Source organism: Rhizobium sp. AN68 (assembly GCF_030758035.1).
GTDB classification, from domain to species: domain Bacteria; phylum Pseudomonadota; class Alphaproteobacteria; order Rhizobiales; family Rhizobiaceae; genus Agrobacterium; species Agrobacterium tumefaciens.
In genome coordinates this window covers 73884-100117 of record NZ_JARWMI010000002.1, presented here as the reverse complement: position 1 = coordinate 100117, position 26234 = coordinate 73884, and the positions used below count along the sequence as shown (strand labels likewise).

Here is a 26234-nt window from a genome sequence, read left to right as displayed (position 1 = left end):
TCACGGTCGAAGGTTTATTGCGCGGCCTTGTACTGGCGGTCATAGGCCGATTGCATCATCTTGATGACCTCGTCGTAACCGAGGGCCGTGAGGCGCTTCTTGTAGGCATCCCAGCCGGCATCGACGTCCTGGGCACCCAGTATCCAGGTCTGCTGCATCTCGGTCATGTAGGTGAGGATGCTCGGCCAGTAGCGGTCGAATGTCGCCTTTTCCTCTGCGTTCAGGGAAACGCCCATGAACTCATCCTTGAGGCAGTTGCACTTGTCGTACATATCGATGCCTTCAAGCGCGATCTTGTTTGTCCACTGGCGCTCATATTCGTAGTCCATCCAGTATCCGCGCGGGATCGCCGCACCGACCGCCCACAACTGGGCATTCACCGGGTCCTTGTTGTCGAGGATTTCCTTCTTGAATTGCGGCTTGCCATCGACCATCTCGTAGGTCAGGCCTTCGACGCCGAAATTCGACAGGATGCGCCCCTGTTGAGAGAACCAGAAATCGAAATACTTGATTGTTTCGACCGGGTGTTCGTTGGTCGCCGAAATAGCCCAGCCGACGGGCTGGACACGCAGCCGACGGGAATCCTCAAACCGTTGGCCCGAGACCGTCTTTGGCGGCAGCATCGGCTTTAGCGCGAAACCGTTGATCTTTGGCGACAGGGCGTCGTTGTAGGTCGAGGTACTGGCGAACCAGTCATGCGTCATGCCGCCGAGATTGTTGCCCAGCAGATACTCACGCGAGCGAGCACCGCGGGTGAAAATCTCCTTGTCGATCAGGCCTTCCTTGTACCATTTGGCCACGTTGGAAATCCCGGTCTTGTAGTTTTCCTCCGCCCAGGGATGACGAAGTTGTCCGTCATAAACGGCAAAGTCGCCATAACGCTCGGATCCGGACACGCGCGCATCCCACAGATTGATAAGGCGGACCGCATCGATTTCCTCACGGGCAAAGTAGGGAACTTCATCCTTGAGACCGTTGCCGTTCGGGTCCTTGTCACGGAAGGCTTTCAGAACTTCGTAGACCTCTTCCGGTGTTTCCGGCTGCTTCAGCCCAAGCTTGTCGAGCCAATCCTGGCGGATGAACCAACCGCGCGAGAACTTGCCATCAGGGACGTAAGGGATGAAATAGAGCTTGCCGTCCGGTCCGGAGATGGCGTTGCGGATTTCCTTGTGGCTGTCGAAGAATGCCTTGAGGTTGGGGGCGTTTTCCTCGATCAGGTCATCGAGTGGAATGAATGCGCCCTCCAACCCGTAGCGAATGAAGTCTTCCTTCAGCCCGCCCGTGGCGTCGCCGCCGACGATGTCGGGAAGGTTGCCCGAGGCGATCAGAAGGTTGAATGCATCGCGGCTGCTGGTGGTCGCCAGCGACGCCACGTTGCGGACATGAATGTTGGTGATCTCGGCGGCCTTTTGCTCCACCGGCCATTTTTCTGAATAGACGTATTTGTCACGGAAGTGGAAATGGATCGTAAGCTCCAGCGGATCCTTGGAAATTTTCCCTGAATCCTGCGCCGATGCCGGCAAGGCCAGGGTTGCGGCTGTCATCAACGCCAGTAGGGGCGTGCCTTTTCGTAGTGCTCTCACAGGTTCTCCTCCCTTGTGCTGCTACTCTTTGACTCCGCCCAGCAGAATTCCTTTGGTGAAATACTTCTGCGCGTAGGGGTAAATGATGAGGACGGGAATGATGGAAGCGATCATGATCGCGGATGTTACCGTCTCGAACGAATAGTGGGCGGTGAGCAGGCTCGATGCGAATTCGTCATTCGAGTTAAGATCGACGATCACGCGCTTCAGATAGACCTGAAGCGGGATCTTCTCCTCGCCGCGCAGCAAGACCATCGCCCAGAAGTAACCGTTCCACCGCGAAACGATGCAGAACAGCGCAACGGTGACGATTGCGGGCTTGGAAAGCGGAATGAACACCTTCCACAGCAGCTGCAACTCGCTTGCACCGTCCATTTTGGCGGCTTCTTCGAAGGACTTTGGCACGGCTTCGAAGAAGTTGCGCAGCAGAATGACGTTGAAGGCGTTTGCCGCAAATCCGAGGATGATGCCGAAGCGGCTGTCGAGAAGTCCAAGATCACGCATGTTCAGAAAGAAAGGGATCATGCCGGCGTTGAACCACAGCGTAAAAGCGATGGCGATGTTGAAGAAAGTGCGGCCGCGCAGGCGTTTGCGCGAAAGGGCGTAGGCTCCGGGGATCATGATCAGCAGGCTCATCAGCGTGCCGCCGAAGGTGTAGATGAACGTGTTGCCATAGGCGACCCAGAACATCCTGTCGGACAATACCCTGTCGTAAGCGGCAAGGGTCACATCAACCGGCCATAGCGTGACACGGCCAGCCGTGACGGCGGCCCCCGAAGATAGCGAGACCGAAAGCACATAGATGAAGGGATAAAGCGTCGACAGAACGAACAGACCCAGAAGAATGGCATTTGCCCAGCCAAAAATCCTGTCGCCGCGGGAATAAAGATTGAAGTTTGCCATCTTTCAGCTCCTCACCAAAGCGATGTCGACGAGACTTTTCGGCTGATGCGATTTGCCGAATAGACGAGGACGAAAGCGATAACCGCATTGAACAGTCCGGCGGCCGTCGCGAGATCGTATTGGGTACCCTGCAAGCCGGTGCGGTAAATGAAGGTGGAAACGACATCTGCCGTTTCATAGGTGGATGGCCGATAGAGCAGAATGATATATTCGAACCCGACCTCGACCAGATTGCCGATGCGGATGATCAGCATGATCACGATTGTCGGCAGGATGCAGGGCAGGGTGATCCGCCACATCATCTGCCAGCGCGATGCCCCGTCCACCCGGGCGGATTCATAAAGCGTCGGGCTCACGCCAGCGATGGCGGCGAGATAGACGATGGATTCGAAGCCCGCTTCCTTCCAGACCGACGAGCCGATATAAATCGGACGAAACCATTCCGGCTGGGTCAGGAAGTATATCGGCTCGAATCCAAGGCCTTTCAGCAGAAGATTGACGATGCCTATCGACGGCGACAGGAAGTTGATGACGATGCCGGCCACAATCACCACCGAAATGAAATGCGGCAGGTAAACGATCGTCTGGGCCCAGCTTCGGGCAACGCTGTTTTGAACCTCGTTGAACATCAAGGCCAGGATGATCGGTACCGGAAACGCGAAGATCAGGCCGAGAGCGCTGATTTTTAGGGTGTTCCAGAAGGCGCGGATGAACATGTCATTGTGAAAGAGTTCCGCGAAGTTTTCAAAACCGACCCACGGGCTCTTTGCAATGCCGCGAAAAATCGAGAAGTCCTGAAACGCGATGACCAGCCCGTACATGGGCTTATAGAGAAAGACGGCGAACCAGATAATCATCGGAGCGAGAAGCAGGTAGAGCTGCCAGTCGCGGCGAACATCTTCCTGGAGATCGCGAAGGCGTCCATGAAAACCCTTTTTCATGGTCGCGCCCCGCTTGGGGTTTTCAGCGACCTTCCGGTTGCCGCATCGAAGACATGGATGCGTGTGGTATCGATGCCAAGTCGGGTGACGCCGTTGAGAGTATGATCGCCGTAAAGTGTTTCCGCCTTGGCGATAAATGGCTGGCCATCAGCCCTGCCGTGGAGCAGAGCCTCCGCGCCCAAGGGCTCCACGAGGTCGATGCTGCAATTGAGGTTTTCACGACTGTCTTCGGTCTCTACCGACATGATTTCGGGTCGCAGGCCGAGTTTGACCTGCTGCCCTTCCGTCGCATTTTTCGCAAATGCTTCCGGGACGCTGAAGCGTTGTCCGGCACTACCCGTGATTTTGACCTTTACGGTGCCATCCTGCTTTTCGATCGTCCCGTCCAGAAGGTTCATGGGCGGTGAGCCGATAAAACTTGCGACGAACGTGTTGGCCGGTTCGAGGAAAACCTCCATCGGCGAACCGACCTGCTCGATATGGCCGCCATTCATGATGACGATGCGGTCCGCAAGTGTCATTGCCTCGACCTGATCGTGCGTCACGTAGATGCTGGTGGCGTTCATCCGCTTGTGCAGCAGTTTAATCTCGGCCCGCATGTGGGTGCGCAGCTTTGCGTCGAGGTTCGAGAGAGGTTCGTCGAACAGGAAGATTTTCGGCCTGCGCACGATGGCACGACCCATGGCGACACGTTGGCGCTGGCCACCGGAAAGATCCGCCGGCTTTCGGCCCAGATATTCGGTGAGCCCGAGGACCTGTGCAGCTTCTGCCACCGCCTTGTCGATAACCGCTCGCTTTTCGCCCCTCACTCGCAGGCCAAAAGCGATGTTATCGGCCACGCTCAGATGCGGATAAAGCGCGTAGTTCTGAAACACCATCGCGACATCGCGGTCTTTGGGCGCGATCTTGTTGACCACTCGGCCGTCCATTGAAACGGTGCCGTCCGAAATGTCTTCGAGCCCGGCGAGCATGCGCAGCGTGGTGGACTTTCCGCATCCCGAAGGACCTACGAGGACAACGAATTCCTGCGGCTGTATGGAAAGATTGATACCGTGGACGACTTCAAGGGCACCATAGCGCTTGACGACGTCGTTGATTTGAACTGCGGACATGAAAGGCCCCTCCTCAAAAGCCTTGAATGTTCAGTCAGGCGTCTTCTGCCCCCGTGAAGCGCGCTTCCTCGTGACGCGCGTGTTGACCTGCTCGATGAAGGTCCAGATCTTCGGGTTCTTGGAGAGTTCTGCGATTTTGGTTTCGAGTGATCCGAGGTGGCGCTGTACGGCCTCTCTTGCCGCTTCGACATCGCCGGATTCGATTGAGTTCACGATTGCTTCGTGCTCTTCGATAACCTTCTCGGTGCGACGGACTGCAAAAACGCGCTTCAGGTGTCGCATTCGGTCCATTTCGCCTTTCGCCTGATTTACCACGCTCCAGGCTCCAGGAAGGCGAGCTGCTGAAAAGATCGTGCGGTGGAATTCCTCGTCGAGCAGGAAAAAGTTAGTGAATTCCTCATCCGCGGCAGCAGTGCGCTGCTGCGACAGACAGGTTTTTAGCCGTGCGATGTCTTCCAGCGAATGCCGCTTGGTTGCCTCGATCACAGCGCCTTCTTCCAGCTTGAACCGGATGAAACAGGCCTCCATGTACCGCTGAACGTCGATCGGCGAGATGTAGGTGCCACCTTGCGGCACGACAGTCACGAAACCTTCTTCGGCAAGGCGAATGATCGCCTCGCGGACGGGCGTTTTGCTGACATGCAGCAGTGTCGCGATCTCCTTTTCCGACAGCGCTCGCCCTGGGAGCAGCTTCACCTCGACAATCAGTTTGCGAAGTAAGGCATGGATCCTGTTGGTCATGTTTCCGTCAGCCGGCAGGTCTTGCGGGGTGACGAGTTCGGACAGCGGTAACGATGGGAATTCAAGGGTAACAGACATATCAAATGCCTAACTGATATATTAGAATTGAAAGTGACATATCTTTTGATTTTCCGAGAGTCAAGCCCCGGGCAGTATCGTGTTGGCGGTTGAATGATGCTGCCGAATAATTTCGGGACACCTCGAGGCGCGCCGCGACACATGCTGCCACGGTAGTCTTGGAGGTGTGGGCTGGTTGGCTCGAGGCAACTGGCGCCTGGCATTGGCCTTTGCGGCTTAACCATCCGCCGGCTAGTCGCCCTGCCCGTATGGCGTGCAAATCGCCCCGGGACTAAATAGTCGTGGTCAGATTCTGATCACTAGCTGCCGTGTAAAATATACATAATATTGATCAATTGCGTGGCCGCACGGGTACCAGCTTACCAGCTTACCAGCATTGACAACGTCCAAGCCACCGTTTCTGGCAAAATCGATTGGATAACCGGGTCGAACCTCAATGCTTCGGCAGTGGCAGTTGTTGCCTCTGCAATCCACGGCCAGGCAGCTCGTTCAGGTACGCCATTCGCAATCCGCAACGGCTATCTTGCCGGCACGCGGCCAGTGCCGGTTGCTACCATTGACGGAGGTTCGGGATCGGGTACGACTGATAATGTGTGTTTGAGACATTTGAGTGCGAAACAGGATCGGGAGTGGCGTACACCCTCGATCTTGTAGAGCTTCCGGCGCAGAAACTGCTCGTAGCCTGCTGTTCCCGCCACCGCCACCTTGATGAGATAATCATATTCACCTGTCGTCAGATAGGCTTCCAGCACCTCCGGAAGAGCGGCCATCACTTCCCCGAAGCGTTCCAGAACCTCGTCGTCGTGGCGGTCCAGCATCACCTCGATGATAACAGTTTCTGTCAGTCCGAGCTTGGCCTGATCGAGAATGGCGGTGTAGCCGCGAATGACGCCTTCGTCTTCCAGTCGCTTGACCCGCTGCCAGCAAGGACTGGGCGACAGCCCTACCTTTTCCGAAAGCTCCGCATTGCTCAACCTGCCGTTCTCCAGCAGGGTGCGCAATATCTTTCGGTCAATTCTGTCCAGCGGTTTCGTCATCCCGGTCTCCCCACAATATGTTGCAAAAGATCTGCCGTCACTGCGGCAGCCTGCGAAAGAAATGTTTTCCGACGGGTGGTTTGGCGGTGGCATTCGAAAGCACCTTCCGCTGATTTTTAAGTACCGTACTGCAAGGTACAGGCGGCAGGGAGGAGCAAGCGTGGCACCCGTAGAACAGCATCATTTTCCAAGGCCGAGAACGTTGATCCATCCCGGCATTTCCTCGCCGGTGCGCATCAACAGCCTGCACTCGCCATCTGCGCGCCACGTGCGGCTGTTCATTGCGGCGGGCCGCAGTCTTTACGATGGAATCGTGCAGCCGCTTTTTGAAAACGGCATTGAGAATGCCTCGCTCACCATTCTCGGCGGCTATTTCGACATATTGTCCTATTGCGTCGCCCCGCCCGACCCTTCCGGCAAGGCGGTCATTGCCTATACGAAACCGATCGACGCCGGTGCGGCCTGGCTTGTCTTCGGCAATGCTACGCTCGGGCGCAGCATGAAGGGCGAGCCGATCGTCCATTGCCATGCCGCCATGCGCACCGCGGCAGGTGTGGTCAAGGGCGGCCATCTGCTGACTGAATCCTGTATTGTTGGCGAGAGCGGCGTTTCCGCCCTGGTGACGTCACTCGACAGTTTCGTGCTGCAGCAGTCCTTCGACCCCGAAACCAACATTCCCCTTCTTCAACCCAAGAACCGTACGGGGCGCGCCGATGAACACGCATAACACTGTCGAAATCGGATCCATGGGGCGTGTGGCCTATGCCCGCATCGCACCCAATGAAGACCTTGTTCTCGGTGTCGAAAAACTGTGCCTTGCCGAAGGTTTTCGAAATGCCTTTGTGCGCGGTGCACTTGGTAGTCTCGTTGATGCCTGTCTCGGCACCCGCAACGGCGCGTTCTTGCAGATACGCGGTCCCGCTGTGGAAATCGTCTCCATTGCCGGCGAAGTGCGTGCCCAGCCTGACGGCTCGCTGCGCGCCTCGCTGACCGGTGTCGTCGCCGATACCGAAGGTTCGGTTTATGGCGGTCCCTTCATCGCCGGAGCTAACCCGGTTTGCATGACTTTTGAAGTGACGCTGGAAGAGTGGTTGCCTGCGGAAAAGCCGCAGACGGCGTGAGTTGTAGTAAGGCGGACCGTTGAGTTGCTCAGCGCAACTCATGCGGCGCGCCCCTGTCTTTCGGTCAGAAGTAGCTCGAAAGTAACGCAGACCGGGTTTTTGCCGCGCACCAGCCGCCCGCCGCTGATATGTGTGGTAAGGTCCACCATCGCAATATCCAGCATTGCCTGTCGGTCTACAGAGGCGGCCGTGCCGATACGGCCGTTGCTTATGAGGATTTCGCTCGCGTAGGCAGTGAGGCTTGTTCCGTCTTCATAATCCGCACCGACCAGGCTGCCAATTCCATTGACTTCGGCTTCTCGCAGGCCAAACTGGGCAGAGACCTCTTCGAGTGCCGTGCATATATCGGTATTGGGGCGCACTGTGCATAAAAGTGCCCGAAGACCCGAACCCTTCTGGCGGCGCTGCTGCGCGATGGGTGTAAAAAGGGGGAAATTGGTTTCCTCATCCTTTTGCACATCGAGGATCGCTCCATCCAGCGCCAGAGCTTCAAGCGGTGTTTCTACAGCAAATTCGGTCTCGAAAGGCAGCAGATGCCCCATGGAGACAACGCCGTCGGCATTCTTCCATGAACCATGGCAATGCAGAAACGGCGCGCTATCTCGCCGGCCCATATGCAGGCCGGCATCGATGATTGTGCCACCCGGCATGGAAAAGGTTTCGCTATACCATGCGGCATGTGCGTCATCCGGTGCGGCTGCCGGCATGACATAATGCAACCGTTTCATCGGTACGTTCTTCAGTCTGACGTAACCACCTTCGAACCCCAACTCCGCAAAGGCATCGGCAATCGCTTCGTTGGCGCTTACGCCGGACCGGACCGTCAGAGTAACAGGATAGGCGTGGCAGCCGACGGCGCGAAAGCGTTCAGGCGTTATCGGTCCGGGATGGACGATGTGGCGGGGAAGCTCTTGCGTGCCTGTCTCCGTCATACCGCAAGCCCCGCGGTAATGAAGCCCCCATCCACGGCAAGCACCTGTCCGTTGATGTAGCTTGCGTCATCCGACACGAGGAAAGCCACGGCAGAGGCGATCTCGTCCGTCCTGCCATAGCGATGCATCGGAACGCGGCTATGCCATTGGTCGCGAACATTTTCAGTATGAACCGCCTGGGTGAGGGGGGTATCGACCGGACCGGGAGCAATCGCATTAACACGAATGCCTGATTGCCCCAGCTCGTTTGCCATTACCATCGTCAGAAGATTGACGCCGCCTTTCGAAGCGCCATAGGCGCTGCGGCCACGATTTCCACACATGCCGGAAACAGAGCTGATATTCACGATCGAGCCGGCAATATCGCGCTCCAGCCAGTAACGTGCGGCAGTGCGCGCTACCGCGAAGCTGCCGACGAGATTGACATCAACGATACGGCGAAATTCTTCGACGCTTGTGTCAACGGACAGCTTGTCGATACCGATGCCGGCGCTGTTGACGACGGCCACCAGATCAACCGCATGATCGGAATCTCCCGCGGTCAGGGCGGCGAAAGCCGCCTCTATCGATGCCTCGTCCGCAACGTTGCAGACGATGCCGCGCGATAGATCGATACCGAGCTTTTCGCAGGCTATATCCAGCGCCTCGCGCTTGAGATCCAGCAACCATGGCTGCCAGCCGCGCGCCATCAGGAGCTGCGCAGTGGAAAAGCCGATGCCGGATGCACCGCCGGTGATCGCGACAGCCCCTTTTGTCCCTGTCGTCTCTTGTGTCATACCGTCTCCTCCCGGTTGAATGTCTCGCCTGTCAGCCTGTCCGCTTTTCTTCGAAAACCGGCATCTGACCGCGTTTTTCCAGTTCCTCGCGGATCATTTTCTTGGTGATCTTGCCATAGGCGGATTTCGGCATGGCATCCCAGAACACCACTGATTTCGGCAGCTTGTAGCGAGCCATCTTGCCTTCCAGATAGGCCTTCAGATCGATGGCTGCGATATCCGCGCCCTCGCGGGCTACGCACACAGCCACACCGACCTCGCCCCACACCGCGTCCGGAACACCCAGAACCGCAGTCTCGCTGATGTCAGGGTGCATGAGGATTTTTTCCTCGATTTCGCGCGGATAGATGTTCGAGCCGCCAGAAATATACATGTCGGAGGCGCGCCCGGTGATGTAGAGGAAGCCGTTCTCATCGCGGTGACCAAGGTCGCCAGTGCGGAACCAGCCATTGCGGAAGGCTTTTGCATTGGCCTCGGGATTATCGTAATAGCCGGCGAAAACGGCGGGACCAATCACGCAGATTTCGCCGGTTTCGCCTGCGCCAACCTCCTCGCCAGCATCGTTCTGGATCTGCACTTCCATGCCGGTGCGGTCGAAGCCGCAGGTGCCGCTGCGCGTTTCCGGACCGTCCTCGGCGCTATGAAAAGAAGGCGGCAGCACGGTGATGTTTCCGGTGACTTCACCCAGGCCAAAATACTGCACCAGCACTGGGCCGAGCTTGGCAAGCGCCCGTTTCTGGTCAGCGCGATACATCGGCGCGCCGGCATAGATTACATAGCGCAGCGAGGAATGATCGAAGCGATCCACAGAGGGGTCTTCGACGAGCATTTTCAGGATGGTCGGCACGGTAAAGGCATTGGTGACACGCCATTTTTCGATCAGCGCCCAGACGGCGGGCACATCAAGCTTTTCCGCCGCCGGAAGCACGGTTTTCGCGCCATGCGCCACCTGCACCAGCTGGTGAATGCCCGCACCGTGTGAAAGCGGGGCAACAACGATGGAGGCGTCGTCCGGTCCGGTACCGGGCATCAGATCGCAGAGATGGTTGGTGATGACGAAAGCCATCTGGCCATGGGTAAGCACTGCAGCCTTGGGGCGGCCGGTGGTGCCTGAGGTGAAGAAGAACCAACAAGGGTCATCCCGATCCACCGCCTGGCTTTTGACTTTTTGCCCCATATGACGGGCCACGATGGCATCGTAATCCTCACCGAACTCAGCCGTGCCGATGGCAATGCTGAAATCGATTGTAGTCGCCTCCAGGCTGGCTTTCGCATGATCGGGAAAAGCACTGGCGCAGATCATGCCGCGTGCACCGCTTGCCTTGGCCAGATACGCAACTTCATCGGGCGATTGACGGTAATTGGTCGGTACCCACACCGCACCCACGCGGAAGCATGCGAACATGGATTCGAACATCTGGTTGTTGTTGGAGGACTGAACCAGAATGCGGTCCCCCTTTCTGACGCCGAATTCACTCTCCAGCGCATGGGCCATGGCGTCGACGCGGGCTTCCATTTGAGCCCAGGTCCATGTCTTTTCACCCCAGACGAAGCCGATATGGTCCGGGTTGCGGCGTGCCGCCTGGGTCAGGAAATGCGAGAGGTTCATCACCCTTGTGGTGGAGGGCGCAACCCCGCCCGCGGGATACTGCACGGCACTTTGCATCGTCATTTCACACGCTCCATGATCGAGACGTAATTGGCAACCGCCGTGCCCCCCATGTTGAACACGCCAGCCAGGGAGGCATTGGGAATTTGCATGTCGCCTGCCTCGCCCATCAATTGCATCGCCGCCATGACATGCATGGAAACGCCGGTCGCTCCGACGGGATGACCTTTCGATTTTAATCCACCCGATGGGTTAACTGGCAGGCGTCCGGTCTTCAGCGCCGTTCCATCCTGGACAACGCGATATCCTTCACCGGGCTTTGCGAGCCCCATGGCCTCATATTCGATAAGTTCGGCAATGGTGAAGCAGTCATGCGTTTCAACGAAAGAGAGGTCGTCGAGCGTTGCGCCGGCAAGTTCCAGCGAGCCGGCCCAGGCGCGCCGCGCGCCCTCAAATGCCAACGGATCGCGGCGGCTCAACGCCATGATGTCGTTGACATGCTTGCGGCCCCGGAAACCGATGGCGCGGTTGAGTGTGGCTGCCATTTCCTCGTCGGCCAAAATGATCGCGGCAGCGCCATCGGAAATCAGCGAGCAGTCGGTGCGGCGCAGAGGGCCTGCGACGTAGGGGTTCTTGTCGGAAACCGTATTGCAGAAATCGAAGCCGAAATCCTTGCGCATATGGGCATATGGATTGACCGCGCCATTCGCGTGGTTCTTTGCGGCTATCATCGCCAGCTCTTCGGAGCGGTCGCCATAGCGCTGGAAATATGCCTGCGCGATTCGGCCGAACTGGCCGGCAAACCCGCCGGGAATATTGGCCTCCTCCGCACGGTAACAGGCGGAGAGCAGGATTTCGCCCACCTCTGCGGTGGGCAGCGCCGTCATTTTTTCGGCGCCGACAACGAGCGCGACGCGGCCGCGCCCGGCCTCGATGAAATCCATGGCGCTATAGAGGGCGGCCGATCCTGTTGAGCAGGCATTTTCGAAACGCACCGCCGGCGTATAGGCGAGGCGCTCATCGCCCATCGCTACCAGGGCACCCTGAAAATCCTGTTTCGAGAAGCCATTGTTCATTACGCCGACGAAAATGCCGTCGATATCGCCGACATCGACGCCCGCATGGTCTATGGCCGGTGCCACGACCGAAGCCATCAGTTGCTCGGTATTTTCAAGGGCCGACTTGCCGAAAGGCGAATGCGCCCAGCCGACGATCTGCGCTTTGCTCATTTGCTCGTTCTCCTCGTTTGCCGTTTCGTGTCGCCTTCACCGCGCGTTCGGGCGCGGCTGGCCATCATTTCCGCGATGCGTGTCTCGATGCGGGTCACTTCCTCGCGCAGCAACGCTGCCAGTTCCGGCTGGCGCTCCGGCCGCATGCGGCTGTCCACAGCGGCAATGCTCAACGCTCCCGCCACCGCGCCATCAGGCGCGCGGATGGCAACACCAATCCCCCAGGAATTGGAAAGGATCAGGCCGGGGTTGAGCGAATAGCCATTGGCTCTCGTCAACTCGACATCACGGAGCAGGCCCTCAAGCGTGATGCCGGGATAATTGGCGGCAATCAGCCCGCTATTGGCCGCAATGATACTTTCCACCTCGGCATCTGGCAGCGCCGCCAGCATGGCGAGCGAACCTGCTCCAATACCCAAGGGGTGTTCAAAACCGGCCTGAAGCGCATGGGTGCGCACCGGCCAGGTGCCTTCCTCGCGGTAAAGGCACAGGGCAAATGTATCACGGCGCACGGAAAGGAAGCTCAGATCCTCCGAGCGGCGGGAAATGCGCGTCAGGCCGTCCTGCGCCATCTGAAGAAGGCCAAACCGGCGCGATGACAGGCTGCCCAGCACATAGGTTTCTTCGCCCAGATAATAACGTCGCGTTTCCTCATCCTGCTCCACAAGGCCGGCGCGGATCAGGGCCAGCAGCAGGCGGCGGGCTGTGGGCTTGTTCAGTCCGCTTTCTGTCACGATGACCGAAAGCGCCACGCCGCGTTCCGCGTGCCTCCCGACCATGGAGAGCAGCGCCAGAGCTCGGTCCACCGCGCGCGCGCCCGTCAGATCGTTTTCTACCGGGATCGTTGTTGTTGTTACCATCTCAGGAAAACGCCCCCACCGCACAGCTTTGCCCGCCATCGACCGGCAAACAGACGCCAGTGATGAACTTAGCCTCATCAGATGCGAGAAAAACGGCGGCGCGGGCAATATCGAAGGCATCGCCCATGCGGCCCACCGGGACAGCTGCATTGCGCGCTGCCACCATCTCCTCGACAGACGCATATTGATTGCTGATCTGCTTGTAGATCAGTGGGGTGTCGATCATTCCCGGAAGAATGCAATTGGCGCGAATGCCCTGCCGGGCATATTGCATGGCCAGCGCCACGGTCGCCTGATTTACAGCTGCCTTCATGGCGTAATAGGCAAAATAAGGATAGCCGGTCCAGCGAATGGAGGCGAGCGACGAGATATTGACAATGGCCCCGCCGCCCTGCGCCAACATTACCGGCAACACAGCCTTGGCGGTGCGATAAACGGAGCCGATATTGAGATCGACCGAGGCGCGAAAGCTTTCCTCATCCAGCTCGACCGGCCCGCCCATATGGGTCACGCCGACATTATTGTGCAGAATATCGATGCCACCAAAGGCCTCGCAGGTGCGGGCAACGGTGGCCGATACGGACTGTAGTTCTGTGACATCGGCGGCAACCGCAATCGCCTCCAAACCTTCGTCGCGAATGATCTCAGCCGTTTCTTGAGCTGCGTCAGCGGATAGATCGACACAGGCTACACGCGCGCCTTCGCGGGCAAATTGCACGGCCGCAGCCTTGCCGTTGCCAAAACCCGGCCCCGATGATCCTGCGCCAAACACAAGCGCGCGTTTTCCCGTCAGGCGACCTGTCAAAGCAGTCTCCATTCCAATCGTCAGACATAGTCGGGTTGGCCCCGCTACGGGCGGGGCCAGTTACTCAACGGACCGGTCAGGTCAGGCTTGCACCAACGGCCTTTTCAAGAATGGCCCATGCTTCATCGCCGTATTTAGCTTTCCACTCGGAATAGAAGCCTGCCTCTTTCAGCGCGGCGCGGAAGAGTGTCGCATCCGTGTCGTTGAAGGTCATGCCCTTGGAAACCAGATCTTCCTTGACCGAGGCATTGAGCTTCGCCACATCGGCGCGTTCATCCTTGCCGGACTGGTTGAGGTTTTTGGCGACGATTGCGCGCAGGTCATCCGGCAGACGCTCCCAGGCGCGCTTGTTGGCCAGGAACCAGAACCCGTCCCACATGTGATTGGTGACCGAGCAGAATTTCTGCACTTCGAACAGCTTTGCGGTGGAAATGATCGCCAGCGGATTTTCCTGACCATCGACCACACCGGTCTGCAGCGCAGTATAGACCTCGGCGAAATTGATCGAAGCAGGGGCAGACTTGAACGCCTTGAACATAGAGGTCCAGAGCGGGCTCACTGGCACGCGGATCTTGAAGCTTTCGAGATCGGCCGGCGTGGCGATGGGCTTGGAAGCGCTGGTGATCTGGCGGAAGCCGTTATCCCAGATGGTGTCCATGGCAACGAGATTCTGCTTGGCAATTTCGCCACGGACATATTTACCGAGATCGCCATCCATAGCCGCCCATACGGACTCGTAGTTCGGAAAGGCGAAACCGATGCCACTGATGGAGGCGTTCGGTACCAGCGTCGACAGGATCAGCGGCGAAAGCGTGAAGAATTCAACGCCTCCAGAGCGCACCTGGCTCAAAACGTCTGTGTCGGCACCCAGCTGGCTGCTGGGGAAGATGCTGATATTGACCTGCCCATCGGTCTCCTTGGCGATGCGCTCGGCGGCCTCCTTGGCGCGAATGTTCATCGGGTGCGCCGCAGGCAGATTATTGGCATATTTATAATTGTATTGGGCAGCGCGGGCGCGCGACACGAAGGCGGTGGCCAGTACGGCGGAACCGGCGCCGGCGAGTATGGTACGTCTGTTGATATTCATTGCTTTCTCCTCCCAAAATAAAGCAGGTATCATTCATCGGCGTGGCGGGCGGACCCGCCACGGTCTCAGAGCAGAATGGTCGAAAATCCGGGGATTGCTGCAATCAGCAGCAGGCCGATGATCATGGCTGCGAGATAGGGCCAGATGGCACCCATGGCTTCGTCCGGCGACACGTTGCCGATCTTGCAGGCGATGTAAAAGCCGATACCGATGGGCGGCGCCATCAGGCCGATATTCATGGCGACCACCACGACCATCGAATAATGGATGTCATTGATGCCAAGCGTGCGGGCGATCGGGAACATGATCGGCGCGAGCAGAACGATTGCTGGCAGTCCTTCCAGGACGCAGCCCAGGATCATGAAAATCAGGATCGACACGACCATGTAGGTCATCCAGCCGCCCGGAAGATCGGTAATCATCGCGGTCAGCTGGAAAGCAAAGCCGCTCTGCGTGAGCCCCCAGGCCATGGCCGATGCACAGCCGAGGATCAGCAGGATCGCCCCTGAAAGGGCTGCCGTCTCGACCAGCATCGAATAAAGCTTCCTGAGGCTGATGCCGCCATAAAGCACTGCGCCGACGATCATGGCGTAGAGCACGGCAATAGTGGACACTTCGGTTGCCGTGGCGACACCGCCGCCCACCAGGCTGCGGATGAGGAAGGGCAGAACGAGCGCCGGTGCGGCAATCAGGGCTGCCTTGCCGACCTGCGGCCATGGCGTGCGCTTTGCGCCTTCCATGTTTTCATCCCGCGCCTTCCAGCGGGCCAGAACGGCCAGCACCAGAAGCAGTACCATTGCAATCATGAAACCGGAGGTGAAGAGGCCGGCAATAGACACACCTGCCGCCGAACCTAGAACGATCAGCACGATTGAGGGCGGAACCGTATCGGCCATGGCGGCGCCGGTGGCCAGAAGCGCGATCATTTCCTTGGGTTTATGGCCACGGCGCTTCATTTCCGGAAACAGCGCCGGTGCGACGGTTGCCATATCAGAAACCTTGGAACCGGAAATGCCGGAGACAAGAAACAGAGAACCGAGCAAAACATAGGACATGCCCGCGCGAATGTGGCCAAACATCGAGGACAGAAGCTCGACAATCGCCTTGCCCATGCCGGTAGCATCGAGCACGCAGCCGAGTAGCACGAAGACTGGCACTGACAACAGAATGATGCCGGACATGCCCTCATCCATGCGTCCGATCATCACAATGGTCGGAACCCAGGTGGTGAAGGTCAGATAGGCGAGGGTTCCAAGGCCGAAGCAGAAGGCAATCGGAACACCCAGCACCAGAAATACCGCAACGAACAGGCCGAGGAAGATCGCCAGATTAAAATTGCCGAGGGATTCCAGCATCGGCGATGCCAGATAGAGCAGGCCGGAGGCAACCGCGACCGTTACAAGGGCCGCAATGATATCGCGCAGATTTTCTCGTCGGACGAGATTGTTGAGCACCAAAAGCAGCATAAGACAGGCGCCGACCGGCAACGCCGCAGCGCGAAACGACATCGGAATATTCAGCGCCGCTGACGTGACCACCCACTCCTCGATGGCGTATTCCATGGCGGGCTTGATGATTGCCGCAAGAAATGTCGCCACCAGCACCAGTGCCAGGGAATTGATATAGCCCAGAACACGTTGCGGGAACATGTTAAGAAACAGCGTGAGGCGCAGGTGTTCACTGCGATCGATGGAGATTGCCGCGCCCAGCATGGCAAACCACAGAAAGCACAAGGACGCCGTTTCATCGATCCAGACAATCGGCAGATGCAGGGCATAACGTGACGTCACCCCCAGCAGAAGCAGGCCGATCATCACCGCCAGCAGCACCGCCGCCACGGCCTCGATGGGGCGCATGAACCAGGAGCCTGTTACCTGTCCGGTGTGCAACAGTTCGCCATCGAGTACAAATACGTCGTCATTCGCGTTTGCGGTCATGGTCATCGGGGCCTCCTCTCCCACAGAACAACCTTCGCAATGAACATGTCTGCAAAACAGGATGTCCGTGCCACGACCGCGACATCAGGATAGCTGTTGTTGCCAGACAGGCCAGACCCCTCCAAAGGTCTGAATGTATCGGGATATTGCCTCCACAATATGGACCGTTACAAAATCATTTATTCGGGATACACAGGAAAATTCATGAAATCAACAGTAAATAGACGGATTTATGCAGTTAATTTATGCATCTATAAGGTCCATATAGTGGATCATACGTGATGAGGGCCCTAATTCCTCATGATCGCCTTGCGGCGCGACACCCCGTTCAAAGGCCAGTCAATGCAAATCGTGCCTACCGATTAGAGCAGGTAGCCAGACATCCGGGACGCCTGCGTCGCGTTACAGAGAGCCGGAAAACATGTCTGCCTGGCCTTGAACTGGGGGGTATGGGGAAGAGCCGCGACGTGGCGACCAGCGGTCGAACTGGGAAAAATGACGGTGGTGTGGCTGAGCGCCCTCTAGACGGTAATCCGGGCGTCGACTAGCTCCACCTTCCCTCGCGGTGGTTTCTTGACCTAACGTTATGCGGCAAAAAAATATCTTCTTCGCGACGTCACCGCTTGGAATTCTTCCTGTCAAGCGCGGGGCGACGCGTCGCCCAGCCTTTCCTTTGCGACCGCGGCGGATGCTGAGCGGATTGATCTGATGCGGCAGGTAAGCGGTTGCTGTGTCCGGGGGCGCCCCGCCATGCTGCGTTCAGACCAGAGCCAGAATCCGGGCCGGACCACCCGTTCCGCCTCGATGTGCTGGCGCACCGACGACGATGGTCGCGCCCTTTATCGGCAAAGCCTCTAGGTTGTTGAGGCCTTCGATGCCGTAGCGCCCTGCCGGGAGCCAGGAATTGTGAACGGCAAAATCGGCAGAGTTGCCAGGATCAAGCGAAAGCGTGTCGACGCCGATCGCGACGGTGTCGTGCTTGAGCAGAAGGTCGGTTGCCGACTTGCCGAAACCGGGGAAGGCGAATTTTCCCGCGTCGTCATTGCGGAAGGAGGGGCTCTTTACTCTGGTTGCCCAGCCGGAGCGCAGAGCAACGATAGAACCTGCCGGGATGTCGCCATTTGCGGATATCCAGCGCTCGATGTCTTCGGCCTCGATGGTGGAATTGGCATCCTCTTTTGCGCGGTCTGTGATGTCTATGATGACCAGCGGCGCGACAAGTTTCTGCGGTTCCAGCTGATCGACACTCGCCCCGTCGGCGCTAAAGTGGAAAGGTGCATCAATATGCGTTCCGGTATGTTCGTAGATCGTGAGTTTGTGTAGCTGATAACCGTCCTTGGCGAGCTCAGCGGCCCATTCGTATTCTATGCCCGGTTTGCCATCGAATGTAGGGAATGTGGAATCATATGTATGTGTGAGATCAACGACCTGTCTGGGTGTCTGCGCAAGCACCGGGGCCGCGAGGCTGCCAGCCGTCATCGCCGCTACACCGGCCACGGCGCCCTTGAACAGCAAGCGTCGCGACAGCATGTTCTTTTTCACGTTCTCGATCACGCAATGGTTGCACATTCCCTAGTCCCTCCAGTGAAAATCCCTGATCGCAACCGTAGCGCAACGATGGAGTGAAGCAAGATATGACCTTCCCTGATTTTTGACCCGTGTTCAGATGGCGGTTTCGGCAGCCCGCCGCCCATAGGCAGTACTCGCTTGCCCACCGGCAGGCCGGTCTCCGATATCGTGAAAGGGTGGTGGACAGATTGTCCGCTTGCCGCAGGGCGTTGCGCAACGCGACTGCGTTACCAAGAGGGATGGCAGGAAGAAGTGTTGGCGAAAACGGCCGCGGCGGGGCGCCGAGCCGTTTCCTTGAGGTCAGATCGATGAAACCGCGCCCAGAAGTCCCGCAAGCGGCGAGGGCTCGTCGGATGTTGCGTCATATACGCATGGTACTGCAAATATCGCCGCAAACACGATGGCGATGACAAGCGCGCGGGCGGAAACCATCGGCTTAAGCGAGCATGAGCGTAACATCGATGTTCCCCCTGGTTGCCTTCGAATAGGGGCAGATCTGGTGGGCATCGTCTATTATCGTCTGCGCGATTGGACGATCGATACCGGGCAGGCTTACAGTCAGGCGAGCCTGCAGAAAGAATTCGCCACCCGTCGTGCCGAGGTCAACCTCCGCATCGACATTGGTGTCGGCTGGAAGCCGGAGCTGGTGTTTTGCCGCCGCTTTTGTCATGGCGCCGATGAAACATGCCGACCAGCCTGCCGCAAAGAGCTGCTCGGGATTCGTGCCCGGCTTTCCGCTGCCCGGAGGGGAAAGCTTGATGCCAAGCGCTCCATCATCGCTTTGCGCAGATCCGTCGCGCCCACCGGTCGTGTGGGTCTTGCCGGTATAAAGAACAGTCTCGATCTTGGTCACGGGAGGTTCCTTTCATTTTGCCGCTGCTGCGGCGTTTCGTGATAGGAGCTTTGTGCCGGATCGGCGTATCCGGCATGTTTCCGGAAACTGTAAAACTGTATCGAAAAGTATCGTTGTTACTGGTCTTCAGACGCCACCTTTTCGATATTTTGGTGGGAGTTCTGCGGTGGGCAGGTCGGCGGCCCGTTTGGGGGGCTGCGATGGATTGGCGGCTTGCCGTTTTGCCATGGTTTTCGCGCATTTTTCAGGTGCTTTGTGCAGATAAGGAATGCGTGAGAAAATGACCGGTTGTAAGCGTGTATGAGCTAAGTACAACGTCATCAGGCTCGAAATGCGGCGTTCGGTGAAGCCATGACAAAACCTGCATCAAAAGCACTTTGGCGGCCCTCTGCGGCAGAAATTGCTTAAAGTATGGTGTTCGGGGAGGGGATGTGTTGGCCTCCACGCGGAACGAACATGCATGATGACCAAACCACGGGGCGCCAAATCAGCAATACTAGATAGCCATCGAGATGGCAGATGCCATCTCGATGGCCATTTCAATTTAAGTTACTGTGGATCCAGAGAAAGGAGCACTCAATGGTAACACCGCAACTATCCGTCCGCAGTTCCAAAGCGCGCGACCTCGCCCATAAGCTCGCCCGCCAAGAAAATCGCACGATTGCCGATATCGTCGAGCGCGCGCTCGAAACCTATGAGGCTCGTGAGGCAGGACGTGAACCGGCTGCGAAATTCTATAGTCGTCTTTCATCGCAGTCGGGTACGGATATCGATTTCGACAGTATCATCGATGAAAACAGACGCGCTCATAAAGGCGTCGAGCTTTGATTTTTCTCGACACGAATTTGATGTCGCAGACTTCGAGGAAAGCTGCCGATTCTGCGGTCATGGCATGGCTGGTTCGTCACAACGCCGAATCGGCATTGCCGACGGTTGCAGTTGCTGAGAGGCGCAGACCATCTGGCGAAGTGCTTGCTTCAACTAGGGCCCAAGCCGTCGTTGTTCCGGAGCCAGTGCTGATCAAATGATAAGGGATACTTATCGTTGATCTGCGTCCCTCTCAGGCAAAAGCCACCTCGGCTGCAAGCCCGCCGCCTTGCCTGTTATAGAGGCGCACCGAGCCGCCGATTGTTCCGGCGAGCTGCTGCGCGATCGCAAGTCCGAGTCCTGTTCCGCCGGTGTCGCGGTTTCTCGATGTTTCAATCCGGAAAAAGGGCTGCATGGCATTTTGCAGCATCTCGTCGGGGATGCCCGGCCCACGATCGAGCACCGTGATGACCACGGTGCCGTCAGTGCGCCGGTCGACCTTGATTTCCGCACTGCCCCCGAATTTGAGTGCGTTATCTATCAAGTTCGTTAGGATTCTTCGCAGGGCATGTGGCTTTGTCGATACTGTGCCGCGCACCATACCGTCAACCGTGACTGCTTTTCCGGTATCCTGATAGTCGTAGGCTAGGCTGTCTATGAAAGAGGCCAGATCGATACGTGAGGATTTCTCGCCATTGCCATGAGCGCTGCGTGCATAAGCGATACCATCCTGTACTAGACGTTCGATTTCATGCAGGTCACTGACCAGCTTTTCCTTTTCCGGCGTATCGTCTGCCATGTCGGCCCGCAACCGCATCCGGGTGATGGGCGTCTGCAGGTCGTGCGAAATCGCCGCAAGAATCTGGACCCGCTCCTCGAGATATTGGGCGACGCGATCGCGCATCGCGTTGAAGGCGCGGGCGGCGTGGACAACTTCGCTTGGGCCGCTCTCACTCATCGGCAACCCGTTATCCCCCGGATCCAACGCTTCGGCTGCCGCAGCCAGCGCGCTGAGCGGTCTGGTCGTCTGTCGCACTGCAAACCAGGTGCACAGAACAAGAAGCGCCATCTGCGCGGCGAAGACATAAGGCAGCCACTCCGCCAGCGGCATCACGCCGCGCGGCGTCACGTCAATTGTCAGGGGTGAGCCGTCCGATAGCGTCAGATGCGCCTGAAGCCGCTTGCCGTCGCCGGGAATGGACTCGACCTTGACGGGGAAACGGTGTCCTGCGGCCTCCTCGATCCTCTGCGCAATTTCAGCGCCGCGGCCAGACATGTCGGAAACACCTGGAACACCCGGGCCGAGGACGAGTTGATAATTGCTGCGGCTCAGGCGATGGACCCATTGCGCCCGCTCTTCCGCAGGCAGGCGGTCGATTATGGCGATCGATACAGCCAGATCCTGCTCAAGGGTGCCGAGCATGACCGCCTTTGCCGACATATATCGTTCGGCAAAGAGGATGCTGAACGACAGACCGTAGGCAATGGCGAGGCCCGCAAACAGGATGATGAAAAGTCTGGACCGCAACGAGCGCGGCCACCAGCCGGCGAGCAGGCGTGGGCCATTCATATCCTCGGCTCCGAAATCTCCACGGGCACCGCAAAGACATAGCCTTCCGCCCGCACCGTCTTGATGTAGACGGGTTCGCGCGCGTCATCCCCCAGCCTTTGGCGCACGCGGCTCACGAGAAGATCGATCGACCGGTCGAAAAGTTCGGCGTCGCGGCCCTGAGTGAGATTTAACAGCTGGTCCCGGTTGAGGACGCGCTGGGGATGATCGATGAAGACCCTGAGGAGCCGGTATTCAGCGCCGCTCAAGGCCACGGTCGTGCCCTCCCTGTCGAGCAGGTGACGGCCCACCGTGTCGAGGCGCCACTCACCAAAGGTCAGGAGCTGCCCGGCCTCGCTGATCTGCAGATTGGGAGGCAGCATCCGCGTGCGGCGCAGGATGGCCTTGATCCGCGCAAGAAGTTCGCGGGCAGCGAAGGGCTTCGACAGATAGTCGTCGGCGCCCATTTCTAGCCCGATAATGCGATCCATCTCGTCATCCCGGGCGGTCAGCATCAGCACCGGCGTGGCTTTGTGTTTCCCCGCCCGCAGCTCACGGCATAGAACCAGCCCGTCATCGCCAGGCATCATCACGTCGAGCACGATGAGATCGACGGTATTGCCGTCGAGAAAACTTCTCATCTGCCGTCCATCGGCCGCCACGCTCGTACGCAGGCCGTTCTTCTTCAGGTAGCTGGAGACCAGCTCCCGGATTTCCCTGTCGTCGTCCACGACGAGAATATGGTCGATATGGTCCATTGGATGCCTTCGTCGTCCGGACGGTTCGAGCGGCCCGCTACCGCGCGCCCCGCTGTCACATGCAGTAAGACAACGGTTCGCGAGCTTCGGCAAGTTTAAAGCTTTGCGACGTCCAGAACAGCCCTAGCAAAAGCCTCGGGTGCTTCCTGAGGCAGGTTATGGCCGATGCCGCCGCTGATGTTGCGATGCTGGTACTTGCCGGAAAACTTCGATGCGTAGGCGGAAGGGTCCGGATGCGGAGCGCCGTTGGCGTCGCCTTCCAGCGTTATCGTCGGCACGGTGATAACGGGAAGTTTCGCAAGCTGGCGCTCGTAATTATCGTACTTGGCTTCCCCCTCTGCCAGTGCCAACCGCCAGCGGTAGTTATGGATGGTGATGGCCACATGGTCGGGATTGTCGAATGCGGGGGCCGAACGATTGAAGGTCTCGCCACTGAATTTCCAGGTCGGAGATGCCGTCTGCCAGATTAGGCGCACGAAGTCGCGGGTGTTCGCTGCGTAACCCGCACGGCCGCGTTCCGTCGCGAAATAGAACTGATACCACCACGAAAGTTCCGCCTTGGGCGGAAGCGGCTTTCTATTGATTTCCTGACTGCCGATGAGATAGCCGCTGACCGACACGAGCCCGCTGCAACGCTCGGGCCAGAGTGCGGCCATGATGTCGGCGGTGCGAGCGCCCCAGTCATAACCGGCCACGACGGCCTGTTTGACGCCGAGTGCGTCGAGAAAGGCAATCATGTCAACCGCAAGCGCCGCCTGCTGTCCGTTGCGTGCCGTGTCGTCCGAGAGAAAACGGGTCGTGCCATATCCGCGCAGATAGGGGATGAGTACCCGATATCCAGCCGATGCAAGGATGGGCGCGACATCAACATAGCTGTAGATGTCATAAGGCCATCCGTGCAGCAGCAGCACGACCGGACCGTCTGCGGGGCCAGCTTCTGCGTAACCGACGCTGAGTACACCCGCTTCAACATGCTTAAGGGCGCCAAAGGAGGTCGCTCCGTCGCGTCCGGTTGACGGCTGAGGCGCAGGCGCTTCGCCCTTGGCATGAGCAAGGCCTGTGGCGCCGAATTCGACGGCGGCAACCGTCATTGCGGCAATGCCGAAGAAGCGGCGGCGCTGGAAATTGATCTCGGAAGTCATTTGCTGTCTCTCCTGTCCGTGTTGGATGCCGGACAGGTAACGGGGTGCGTGTATCGTCGATGTGTCCCGAGGGAGGCGAATGTGAATGGTTTTGTAGCAGGGTGCATTCCGGATACAGACTGATACATTTGGCTCGCCCTTCCAACGCAATCAGCCGCCCCGACATCCGGGGCGGCTGCATTTGATCTTACGGAGGTGCGCTTACTTTGAGGATTGCCGGGCGGCCTGTTCGATGACGTCTGCAACCTTATCGGGCTGGGAGGCAAAGACCGCATGGCTTGCCGCAATCTCGGTCACCGCACTGCCGGCGCGCTTGGCCATGTCACGCTCGAGATCGGGGTTGATTGACCGGTCCTGCGTTGCGACAATCGACCAGCTTTTTTTGGTTTTCCAGGCGGGTTCGCCGGCCTTGGCGGCAAAGGCGGCCTTGGCGGCGAAGACCTGACTTCTTGCCATCAAGGCCGCGTCCTCACGTGGCAGATCGCCGGCGAAATCTTGTCCAAAGACGGCGGGATCGAGATAAAGGAACGCGCCATCCTTCGTCGGCTTGATGCCGTTGCCGGCCGGCGGTTTGGAGCCGGCGAGGTCGAGAAGGCTCTCTCCCTTCTCCGGCTGGAAGGCCGCGACATAGACCAGCCCGGCCGCATCCGGCCGGTTACCCGCTTCCGAGATCACCATGCCGCCGTAGCTGTGCCCGACAAGCAGGCTGGGGCCCTGCTGGAGATCGAGGACACGGTTGGTGGCCGCCACGTCATCGACAAGAGAGGTGATAGGCTCCTGCACGATCGTGACGTTAAAACCGCGACTTTGAAGGATCTCTGTCGTCCGGCGCCAGGACGAACCATCGGCCAGCGCGCCATGGACTATGACGACATTCTTCACCTCTGCCGCATGTGAGGCAAAAGCGATCAGTGCGGTTGCGATGGCAATCGCGAATTTTGGCATGAGACGACGGTGCATCAAGTTTTTCCTCTGGTTTAATGTGAAAGGGAACGAAAATGCAGGTTCAGCCGAACGTGAAGGCATAGGCCTGCACGCCGGGGTCGAGGAAGCGGATGGCAAAGGTTCTCGCTTCAACGGTGCCGGGCTGGCGGACGAGCTGGTAAAGACGAGTTGAGGTAACAACGCCGTTGCCCTCGGCATCCGTGTCGGCGCCGTGATCTGCGCCCGGCGGATGCCCGTCGATGGTGACCTGGAAACGAACCGGTTTTCCGGCGCTTGCCGGCCCAAGGACCAGATGCAGGTCACGGGCGCTGAAGCGATAAGTGATGCCGCCATCAGCCGCATCAAGTGTGGCCGCTTCCGCGCCAACCGTCCAGGTACCGGAAAGTCCCCATTCGTTAAGGGAAGGCGTCGTGACGGAGTAGTTGCGCGCCGTGTCTGCACGCATCGCCTCGTTGGATGCGAAGCTTCGAGCCTGCCGGTACCCAATATAGGTTTCGCCCGAGCGCATGTGCGCGATATCCGCAACGGCTTCGGCTCCTGTCGCCTCCGGGCTCACCGGTGCGCTGGCTGAGGCGCTGCTGCCGGCCTCGCGCAGCAGGTCCTGGATCGCCTCTTCGGTCTGCCGATAATCGCCTTCGCCGAAATGGTGGTAGCGGATCTGGCCCTTGGCATCGATCAGGTAATGCGCCGGCCAATAGCTGTTCTCAAAGGCGCGCCAAATCTTGTAATCATTGTCGATTGCCACCGGGTAATCGATCTTGAAGCCGGCGACGGCCTTCCTGACATTGTCGATTTTCTTTTCAAAGGCGAATTCGGGGGCGTGGACACCGATGACGACGAGGCCCTGATCCCGGTATTTGTCCGCCCAGGCGCGCACGTAAGGAATGGTGCGGATGCAGTTGATGCAGGAATAGGTCCAGAAGTCGACGAGGACGACCTTGCCACGCAATTGTTCGCGCGTGAGCGGTGGGGAATTGAACCACTCGACAGCGCCGTCGAGGGATGGAGCCTTGCCCTCAACCCGCAGCTCTGACCGGGCGGCAGCAGCGCTGGCGCTGGCGCTTGCCGCGGTCGCCGCTTTAGGCGCTTTGGCGGTGTGGAGCCGGTCGAGCACCTGCTGTTCGAAGGATGCCGTGCTCGCATAGGAAATCTGCGACAGGACACCCGTATCCAGCCCGAGTGCGATGACCGTGACGCCGGCAAGCACCGCCGCGCCAAGCGCCTGGCGAATCCGCTCGCTGAAACCCAGAGACCGCTTCATAACCGCAAATACCCGGCCGCCGACGAGGATGGCAACGGCAAGGGATGTCGCTGCCCCGGCGGCGTAGGCGGCAAGCAGCAGGCTCGTTTCCAGATTGGCCCCCTTCAGGGCCGCCCCCGTCAGCACAAGCCCGAGGATTGGTCCCGCGCAGGGTGCCCATAAAAGGCCGGTGGCGATGCCGAGTATCAGCGAGCCCGCAATCGTCGGTACTGACCCGGGCTTGCCGGCGGCATTGGCGAGCCGGTTGCCGAGTTCGACGACCGGGCGGGTGATGATGCTGGCCGCGCGGGGCGAAATCAGGCCGACACCGAAGATCGCAAGCAGCGCAAGCGCCACGAGCCGACCATATTCATTGGCGCTGATTGCCCAGCTCCCGCCAACAGCGGCAAGCGTCGCGACGGCGCAAAAGGTTGCCGCCATTCCAGTAAGCAGGGGCAGCGTGCTGCGCAGGAAGGGTTGCCCCGCCCGCGCAAATACGAAGGGAAGGATGGGCAGGATACAGGGGCTGAGAATTGTCAGCGCCCCTCCGAGATAGGCAATGACCAGAAACGTCATCATCTTGTCCTTTCAGGCAGGAGTTCGGGGCTCCGGGCGGCGAA

The 26234-nt window shown here is 58.6% G+C and carries 24 protein-coding genes and 1 pseudogene; 4 read left to right on the top strand and 21 right to left on the bottom strand.

Annotated features, from left to right (window positions below):
- Positions 1-14: 14 nt before the first annotated feature.
- The 6 genes from RBH71_RS03960 to RBH71_RS03935 form a co-directional block, all read right to left on the bottom strand.
- Positions 15-1544, bottom strand: a complete 1530-nt coding sequence (locus RBH71_RS03960; RefSeq protein ID WP_003517573.1) for an extracellular solute-binding protein — start codon at positions 1542-1544, stop codon at positions 15-17.
- Between the two features lie 60 nt (positions 1545-1604).
- Positions 1605-2486, bottom strand: coding sequence for a carbohydrate ABC transporter permease (locus tag RBH71_RS03955; protein ID WP_003517572.1), 882 nt, complete (start codon positions 2484-2486; stop codon positions 1605-1607).
- A gap of 11 nt (positions 2487-2497) precedes the next feature.
- Positions 2498-3427, bottom strand: coding sequence for a sugar ABC transporter permease (locus RBH71_RS03950; RefSeq protein WP_323687142.1), 930 nt, complete (start codon positions 3425-3427; stop codon positions 2498-2500).
- Positions 3424-4539, bottom strand: a complete 1116-nt coding sequence (locus RBH71_RS03945; RefSeq protein WP_320187675.1) for a sn-glycerol-3-phosphate ABC transporter ATP-binding protein UgpC — start codon at positions 4537-4539, stop codon at positions 3424-3426. The genes RBH71_RS03950 and RBH71_RS03945 overlap by 4 nt, the downstream gene beginning before the upstream one ends.
- 30 nt (positions 4540-4569) lie before the next feature.
- Complete coding sequence (locus RBH71_RS03940) at positions 4570-5358, bottom strand: GntR family transcriptional regulator (RefSeq protein ID WP_323687141.1); 789 nt, start codon at positions 5356-5358, stop codon at positions 4570-4572.
- Between the two features lie 518 nt (positions 5359-5876).
- Positions 5877-6395 (bottom strand): Lrp/AsnC family transcriptional regulator, encoded by a 519-nt coding sequence (locus RBH71_RS03935; protein WP_323687140.1) that lies wholly within the window; start codon positions 6393-6395, stop codon positions 5877-5879.
- Positions 6396-6555: 160 nt separating this feature from the next.
- Between RBH71_RS03935 and RBH71_RS03930 the strand changes: the two genes are divergently transcribed.
- Both RBH71_RS03930 and RBH71_RS03925 read left to right on the top strand, forming a co-directional pair.
- On the top strand, positions 6556-7122 hold the full coding sequence (locus RBH71_RS03930; protein ID WP_323687139.1) for a DUF296 domain-containing protein: 567 nt from the start codon (positions 6556-6558) through the stop codon (positions 7120-7122).
- Positions 7109-7516: a PPC domain-containing DNA-binding protein gene (locus RBH71_RS03925; protein ID WP_323687138.1), complete on the top strand. Its 408-nt coding sequence runs from the start codon at positions 7109-7111 to the stop codon at positions 7514-7516. Before RBH71_RS03930 ends, RBH71_RS03925 begins: the two co-directional genes overlap by 14 nt.
- Positions 7517-7554: 38 nt before the next feature.
- Here the strand turns inward: RBH71_RS03925 and RBH71_RS03920 are convergent, their stop codons facing one another.
- From RBH71_RS03920 to RBH71_RS03875, 10 genes are all read right to left on the bottom strand, one after another.
- Positions 7555-8448, bottom strand: coding sequence for a DUF296 domain-containing protein (locus RBH71_RS03920; RefSeq protein ID WP_323687137.1), 894 nt, complete (start codon positions 8446-8448; stop codon positions 7555-7557).
- Positions 8445-9224: an SDR family oxidoreductase gene (locus tag RBH71_RS03915; protein WP_323687136.1), complete on the bottom strand. Its 780-nt coding sequence runs from the start codon at positions 9222-9224 to the stop codon at positions 8445-8447. Before RBH71_RS03915 ends, RBH71_RS03920 begins: the two co-directional genes overlap by 4 nt.
- A gap of 31 nt (positions 9225-9255) precedes the next feature.
- On the bottom strand, positions 9256-10896 hold the full coding sequence (locus tag RBH71_RS03910; protein WP_323687135.1) for an acyl-CoA synthetase: 1641 nt from the start codon (positions 10894-10896) through the stop codon (positions 9256-9258).
- Complete coding sequence (locus RBH71_RS03905) at positions 10893-12062, bottom strand: acetyl-CoA acetyltransferase (RefSeq protein WP_323687134.1); 1170 nt, start codon at positions 12060-12062, stop codon at positions 10893-10895. The genes RBH71_RS03910 and RBH71_RS03905 overlap by 4 nt, the downstream gene beginning before the upstream one ends.
- Positions 12059-12922 (bottom strand): IclR family transcriptional regulator, encoded by an 864-nt coding sequence (locus tag RBH71_RS03900; RefSeq protein ID WP_323687133.1) that lies wholly within the window; start codon positions 12920-12922, stop codon positions 12059-12061. Before RBH71_RS03900 ends, RBH71_RS03905 begins: the two co-directional genes overlap by 4 nt.
- Before the next feature lies 1 nt (position 12923).
- Positions 12924-13727 carry an SDR family NAD(P)-dependent oxidoreductase gene (locus tag RBH71_RS03895; RefSeq protein WP_194288223.1) on the bottom strand — a complete coding sequence of 268 codons (804 nt, stop codon included), beginning with the start codon at positions 13725-13727 and terminating at the stop codon, positions 12924-12926.
- A 76-nt stretch (positions 13728-13803) separates the two neighbouring features.
- Positions 13804-14814: a TRAP transporter substrate-binding protein gene (locus RBH71_RS03890; RefSeq protein WP_323687132.1), complete on the bottom strand. Its 1011-nt coding sequence runs from the start codon at positions 14812-14814 to the stop codon at positions 13804-13806.
- Between the two features lie 65 nt (positions 14815-14879).
- Positions 14880-16757, bottom strand: a complete 1878-nt coding sequence (locus RBH71_RS03885; RefSeq protein WP_323687131.1) for a TRAP transporter large permease subunit — start codon at positions 16755-16757, stop codon at positions 14880-14882.
- A 753-nt stretch (positions 16758-17510) separates the two neighbouring features.
- Entirely contained in the window at positions 17511-18320 is an 810-nt protein-coding gene (locus tag RBH71_RS03880; protein ID WP_323687130.1) for a cyclase family protein, read from the bottom strand.
- A 436-nt stretch (positions 18321-18756) separates the two neighbouring features.
- Positions 18757-19173, bottom strand: coding sequence for an organic hydroperoxide resistance protein (locus RBH71_RS03875; RefSeq protein WP_003519224.1), 417 nt, complete (start codon positions 19171-19173; stop codon positions 18757-18759).
- 579 nt (positions 19174-19752) lie between these two features.
- On the opposite strand from RBH71_RS03875, the gene RBH71_RS03870 reads away from it, so the two are divergent.
- Together RBH71_RS03870 and RBH71_RS03865 are read left to right on the top strand one after the other, a co-directional pair.
- Positions 19753-20001: a type II toxin-antitoxin system VapB family antitoxin gene (locus RBH71_RS03870; RefSeq protein WP_323687129.1), complete on the top strand. Its 249-nt coding sequence runs from the start codon at positions 19753-19755 to the stop codon at positions 19999-20001.
- Positions 19998-20120: pseudogene (locus RBH71_RS03865) on the top strand (type II toxin-antitoxin system VapC family toxin); the annotation flags it as partial. The gene RBH71_RS03870 and the pseudogene RBH71_RS03865, both read left to right, overlap by 4 nt.
- Before the next feature lie 113 nt (positions 20121-20233).
- Here the strand turns inward: RBH71_RS03865 and RBH71_RS03860 are convergent.
- From RBH71_RS03860 to RBH71_RS03840, 5 genes are all read right to left on the bottom strand, one after another.
- The gene (locus tag RBH71_RS03860; RefSeq protein ID WP_323687128.1) at positions 20234-21550 is read right to left on the bottom strand and encodes an ATP-binding protein; all 1317 of its coding nucleotides are present in this window, start codon (positions 21548-21550) and stop codon (positions 20234-20236) included.
- Complete coding sequence (locus RBH71_RS03855; protein WP_003508322.1) at positions 21547-22287, bottom strand: response regulator; 741 nt, start codon at positions 22285-22287, stop codon at positions 21547-21549. Before RBH71_RS03855 ends, RBH71_RS03860 begins: the two co-directional genes overlap by 4 nt.
- A 95-nt stretch (positions 22288-22382) precedes the next feature.
- Entirely contained in the window at positions 22383-23429 is a 1047-nt protein-coding gene (locus tag RBH71_RS03850; protein WP_323687127.1) for an alpha/beta hydrolase, read from the bottom strand.
- A 201-nt stretch (positions 23430-23630) separates the two neighbouring features.
- On the bottom strand, positions 23631-24389 hold the full coding sequence (locus tag RBH71_RS03845) for an alpha/beta hydrolase (RefSeq protein WP_323687126.1): 759 nt from the start codon (positions 24387-24389) through the stop codon (positions 23631-23633).
- 46 nt (positions 24390-24435) lie between these two features.
- A complete protein-coding gene (locus tag RBH71_RS03840; protein ID WP_323687125.1) occupies positions 24436-26190 on the bottom strand; it encodes a cytochrome c biogenesis protein DipZ in 1755 nt (584 codons plus the stop codon).
- Positions 26191-26234: the final 44 nt, after the last annotated feature.

Excerpts from the sequence above, each read along its gene's own strand:
- RBH71_RS03960 (WP_003517573.1), bottom strand. The coding sequence starts at position 1,544 with ATGACAGCCGCAACCCTGGCCTTGCCGGCATCGGCGCAGGATTCAGGG.
- RBH71_RS03955 (WP_003517572.1), bottom strand. The coding sequence starts at position 2,486 with ATGGCAAACTTCAATCTTTATTCCCGCGGCGACAGGATTTTTGGCTGG.
- RBH71_RS03950 (WP_323687142.1), bottom strand. The coding sequence starts at position 3,427 with ATGAAAAAGGGTTTTCATGGACGCCTTCGCGATCTCCAGGAAGATGTT.
- RBH71_RS03945 (WP_320187675.1), bottom strand. The coding sequence starts at position 4,539 with ATGTCCGCAGTTCAAATCAACGACGTCGTCAAGCGCTATGGTGCCCTT.
- RBH71_RS03940 (WP_323687141.1), bottom strand. The coding sequence starts at position 5,358 with ATGTCTGTTACCCTTGAATTCCCATCGTTACCGCTGTCCGAACTCGTC.
- RBH71_RS03935 (WP_323687140.1), bottom strand. The coding sequence starts at position 6,395 with ATGACGAAACCGCTGGACAGAATTGACCGAAAGATATTGCGCACCCTG.
- RBH71_RS03925 (WP_323687138.1), top strand. The coding sequence starts at position 7,109 with ATGAACACGCATAACACTGTCGAAATCGGATCCATGGGGCGTGTGGCC.
- RBH71_RS03920 (WP_323687137.1), bottom strand. The coding sequence starts at position 8,448 with ATGACGGAGACAGGCACGCAAGAGCTTCCCCGCCACATCGTCCATCCC.
- RBH71_RS03915 (WP_323687136.1), bottom strand. The coding sequence starts at position 9,224 with ATGACACAAGAGACGACAGGGACAAAAGGGGCTGTCGCGATCACCGGC.
- RBH71_RS03910 (WP_323687135.1), bottom strand. The coding sequence starts at position 10,896 with ATGACGATGCAAAGTGCCGTGCAGTATCCCGCGGGCGGGGTTGCGCCC.
- RBH71_RS03905 (WP_323687134.1), bottom strand. The coding sequence starts at position 12,062 with ATGAGCAAAGCGCAGATCGTCGGCTGGGCGCATTCGCCTTTCGGCAAG.
- RBH71_RS03900 (WP_323687133.1), bottom strand. The coding sequence starts at position 12,922 with ATGGTAACAACAACAACGATCCCGGTAGAAAACGATCTGACGGGCGCG.
- RBH71_RS03890 (WP_323687132.1), bottom strand. The coding sequence starts at position 14,814 with ATGAATATCAACAGACGTACCATACTCGCCGGCGCCGGTTCCGCCGTA.
- RBH71_RS03885 (WP_323687131.1), bottom strand. The coding sequence starts at position 16,757 with ATGACCATGACCGCAAACGCGAATGACGACGTATTTGTACTCGATGGC.
- RBH71_RS03880 (WP_323687130.1), bottom strand. The coding sequence starts at position 18,320 with ATGTGCAACCATTGCGTGATCGAGAACGTGAAAAAGAACATGCTGTCG.
- RBH71_RS03870 (WP_323687129.1), top strand. The coding sequence starts at position 19,753 with ATGGTAACACCGCAACTATCCGTCCGCAGTTCCAAAGCGCGCGACCTC.
- RBH71_RS03860 (WP_323687128.1), bottom strand. The coding sequence starts at position 21,550 with ATGAATGGCCCACGCCTGCTCGCCGGCTGGTGGCCGCGCTCGTTGCGG.
- RBH71_RS03855 (WP_003508322.1), bottom strand. The coding sequence starts at position 22,287 with ATGGACCATATCGACCATATTCTCGTCGTGGACGACGACAGGGAAATC.
- RBH71_RS03850 (WP_323687127.1), bottom strand. The coding sequence starts at position 23,429 with ATGACTTCCGAGATCAATTTCCAGCGCCGCCGCTTCTTCGGCATTGCC.
- RBH71_RS03845 (WP_323687126.1), bottom strand. The coding sequence starts at position 24,389 with ATGCACCGTCGTCTCATGCCAAAATTCGCGATTGCCATCGCAACCGCA.
- RBH71_RS03840 (WP_323687125.1), bottom strand. The coding sequence starts at position 26,190 with ATGACGTTTCTGGTCATTGCCTATCTCGGAGGGGCGCTGACAATTCTC.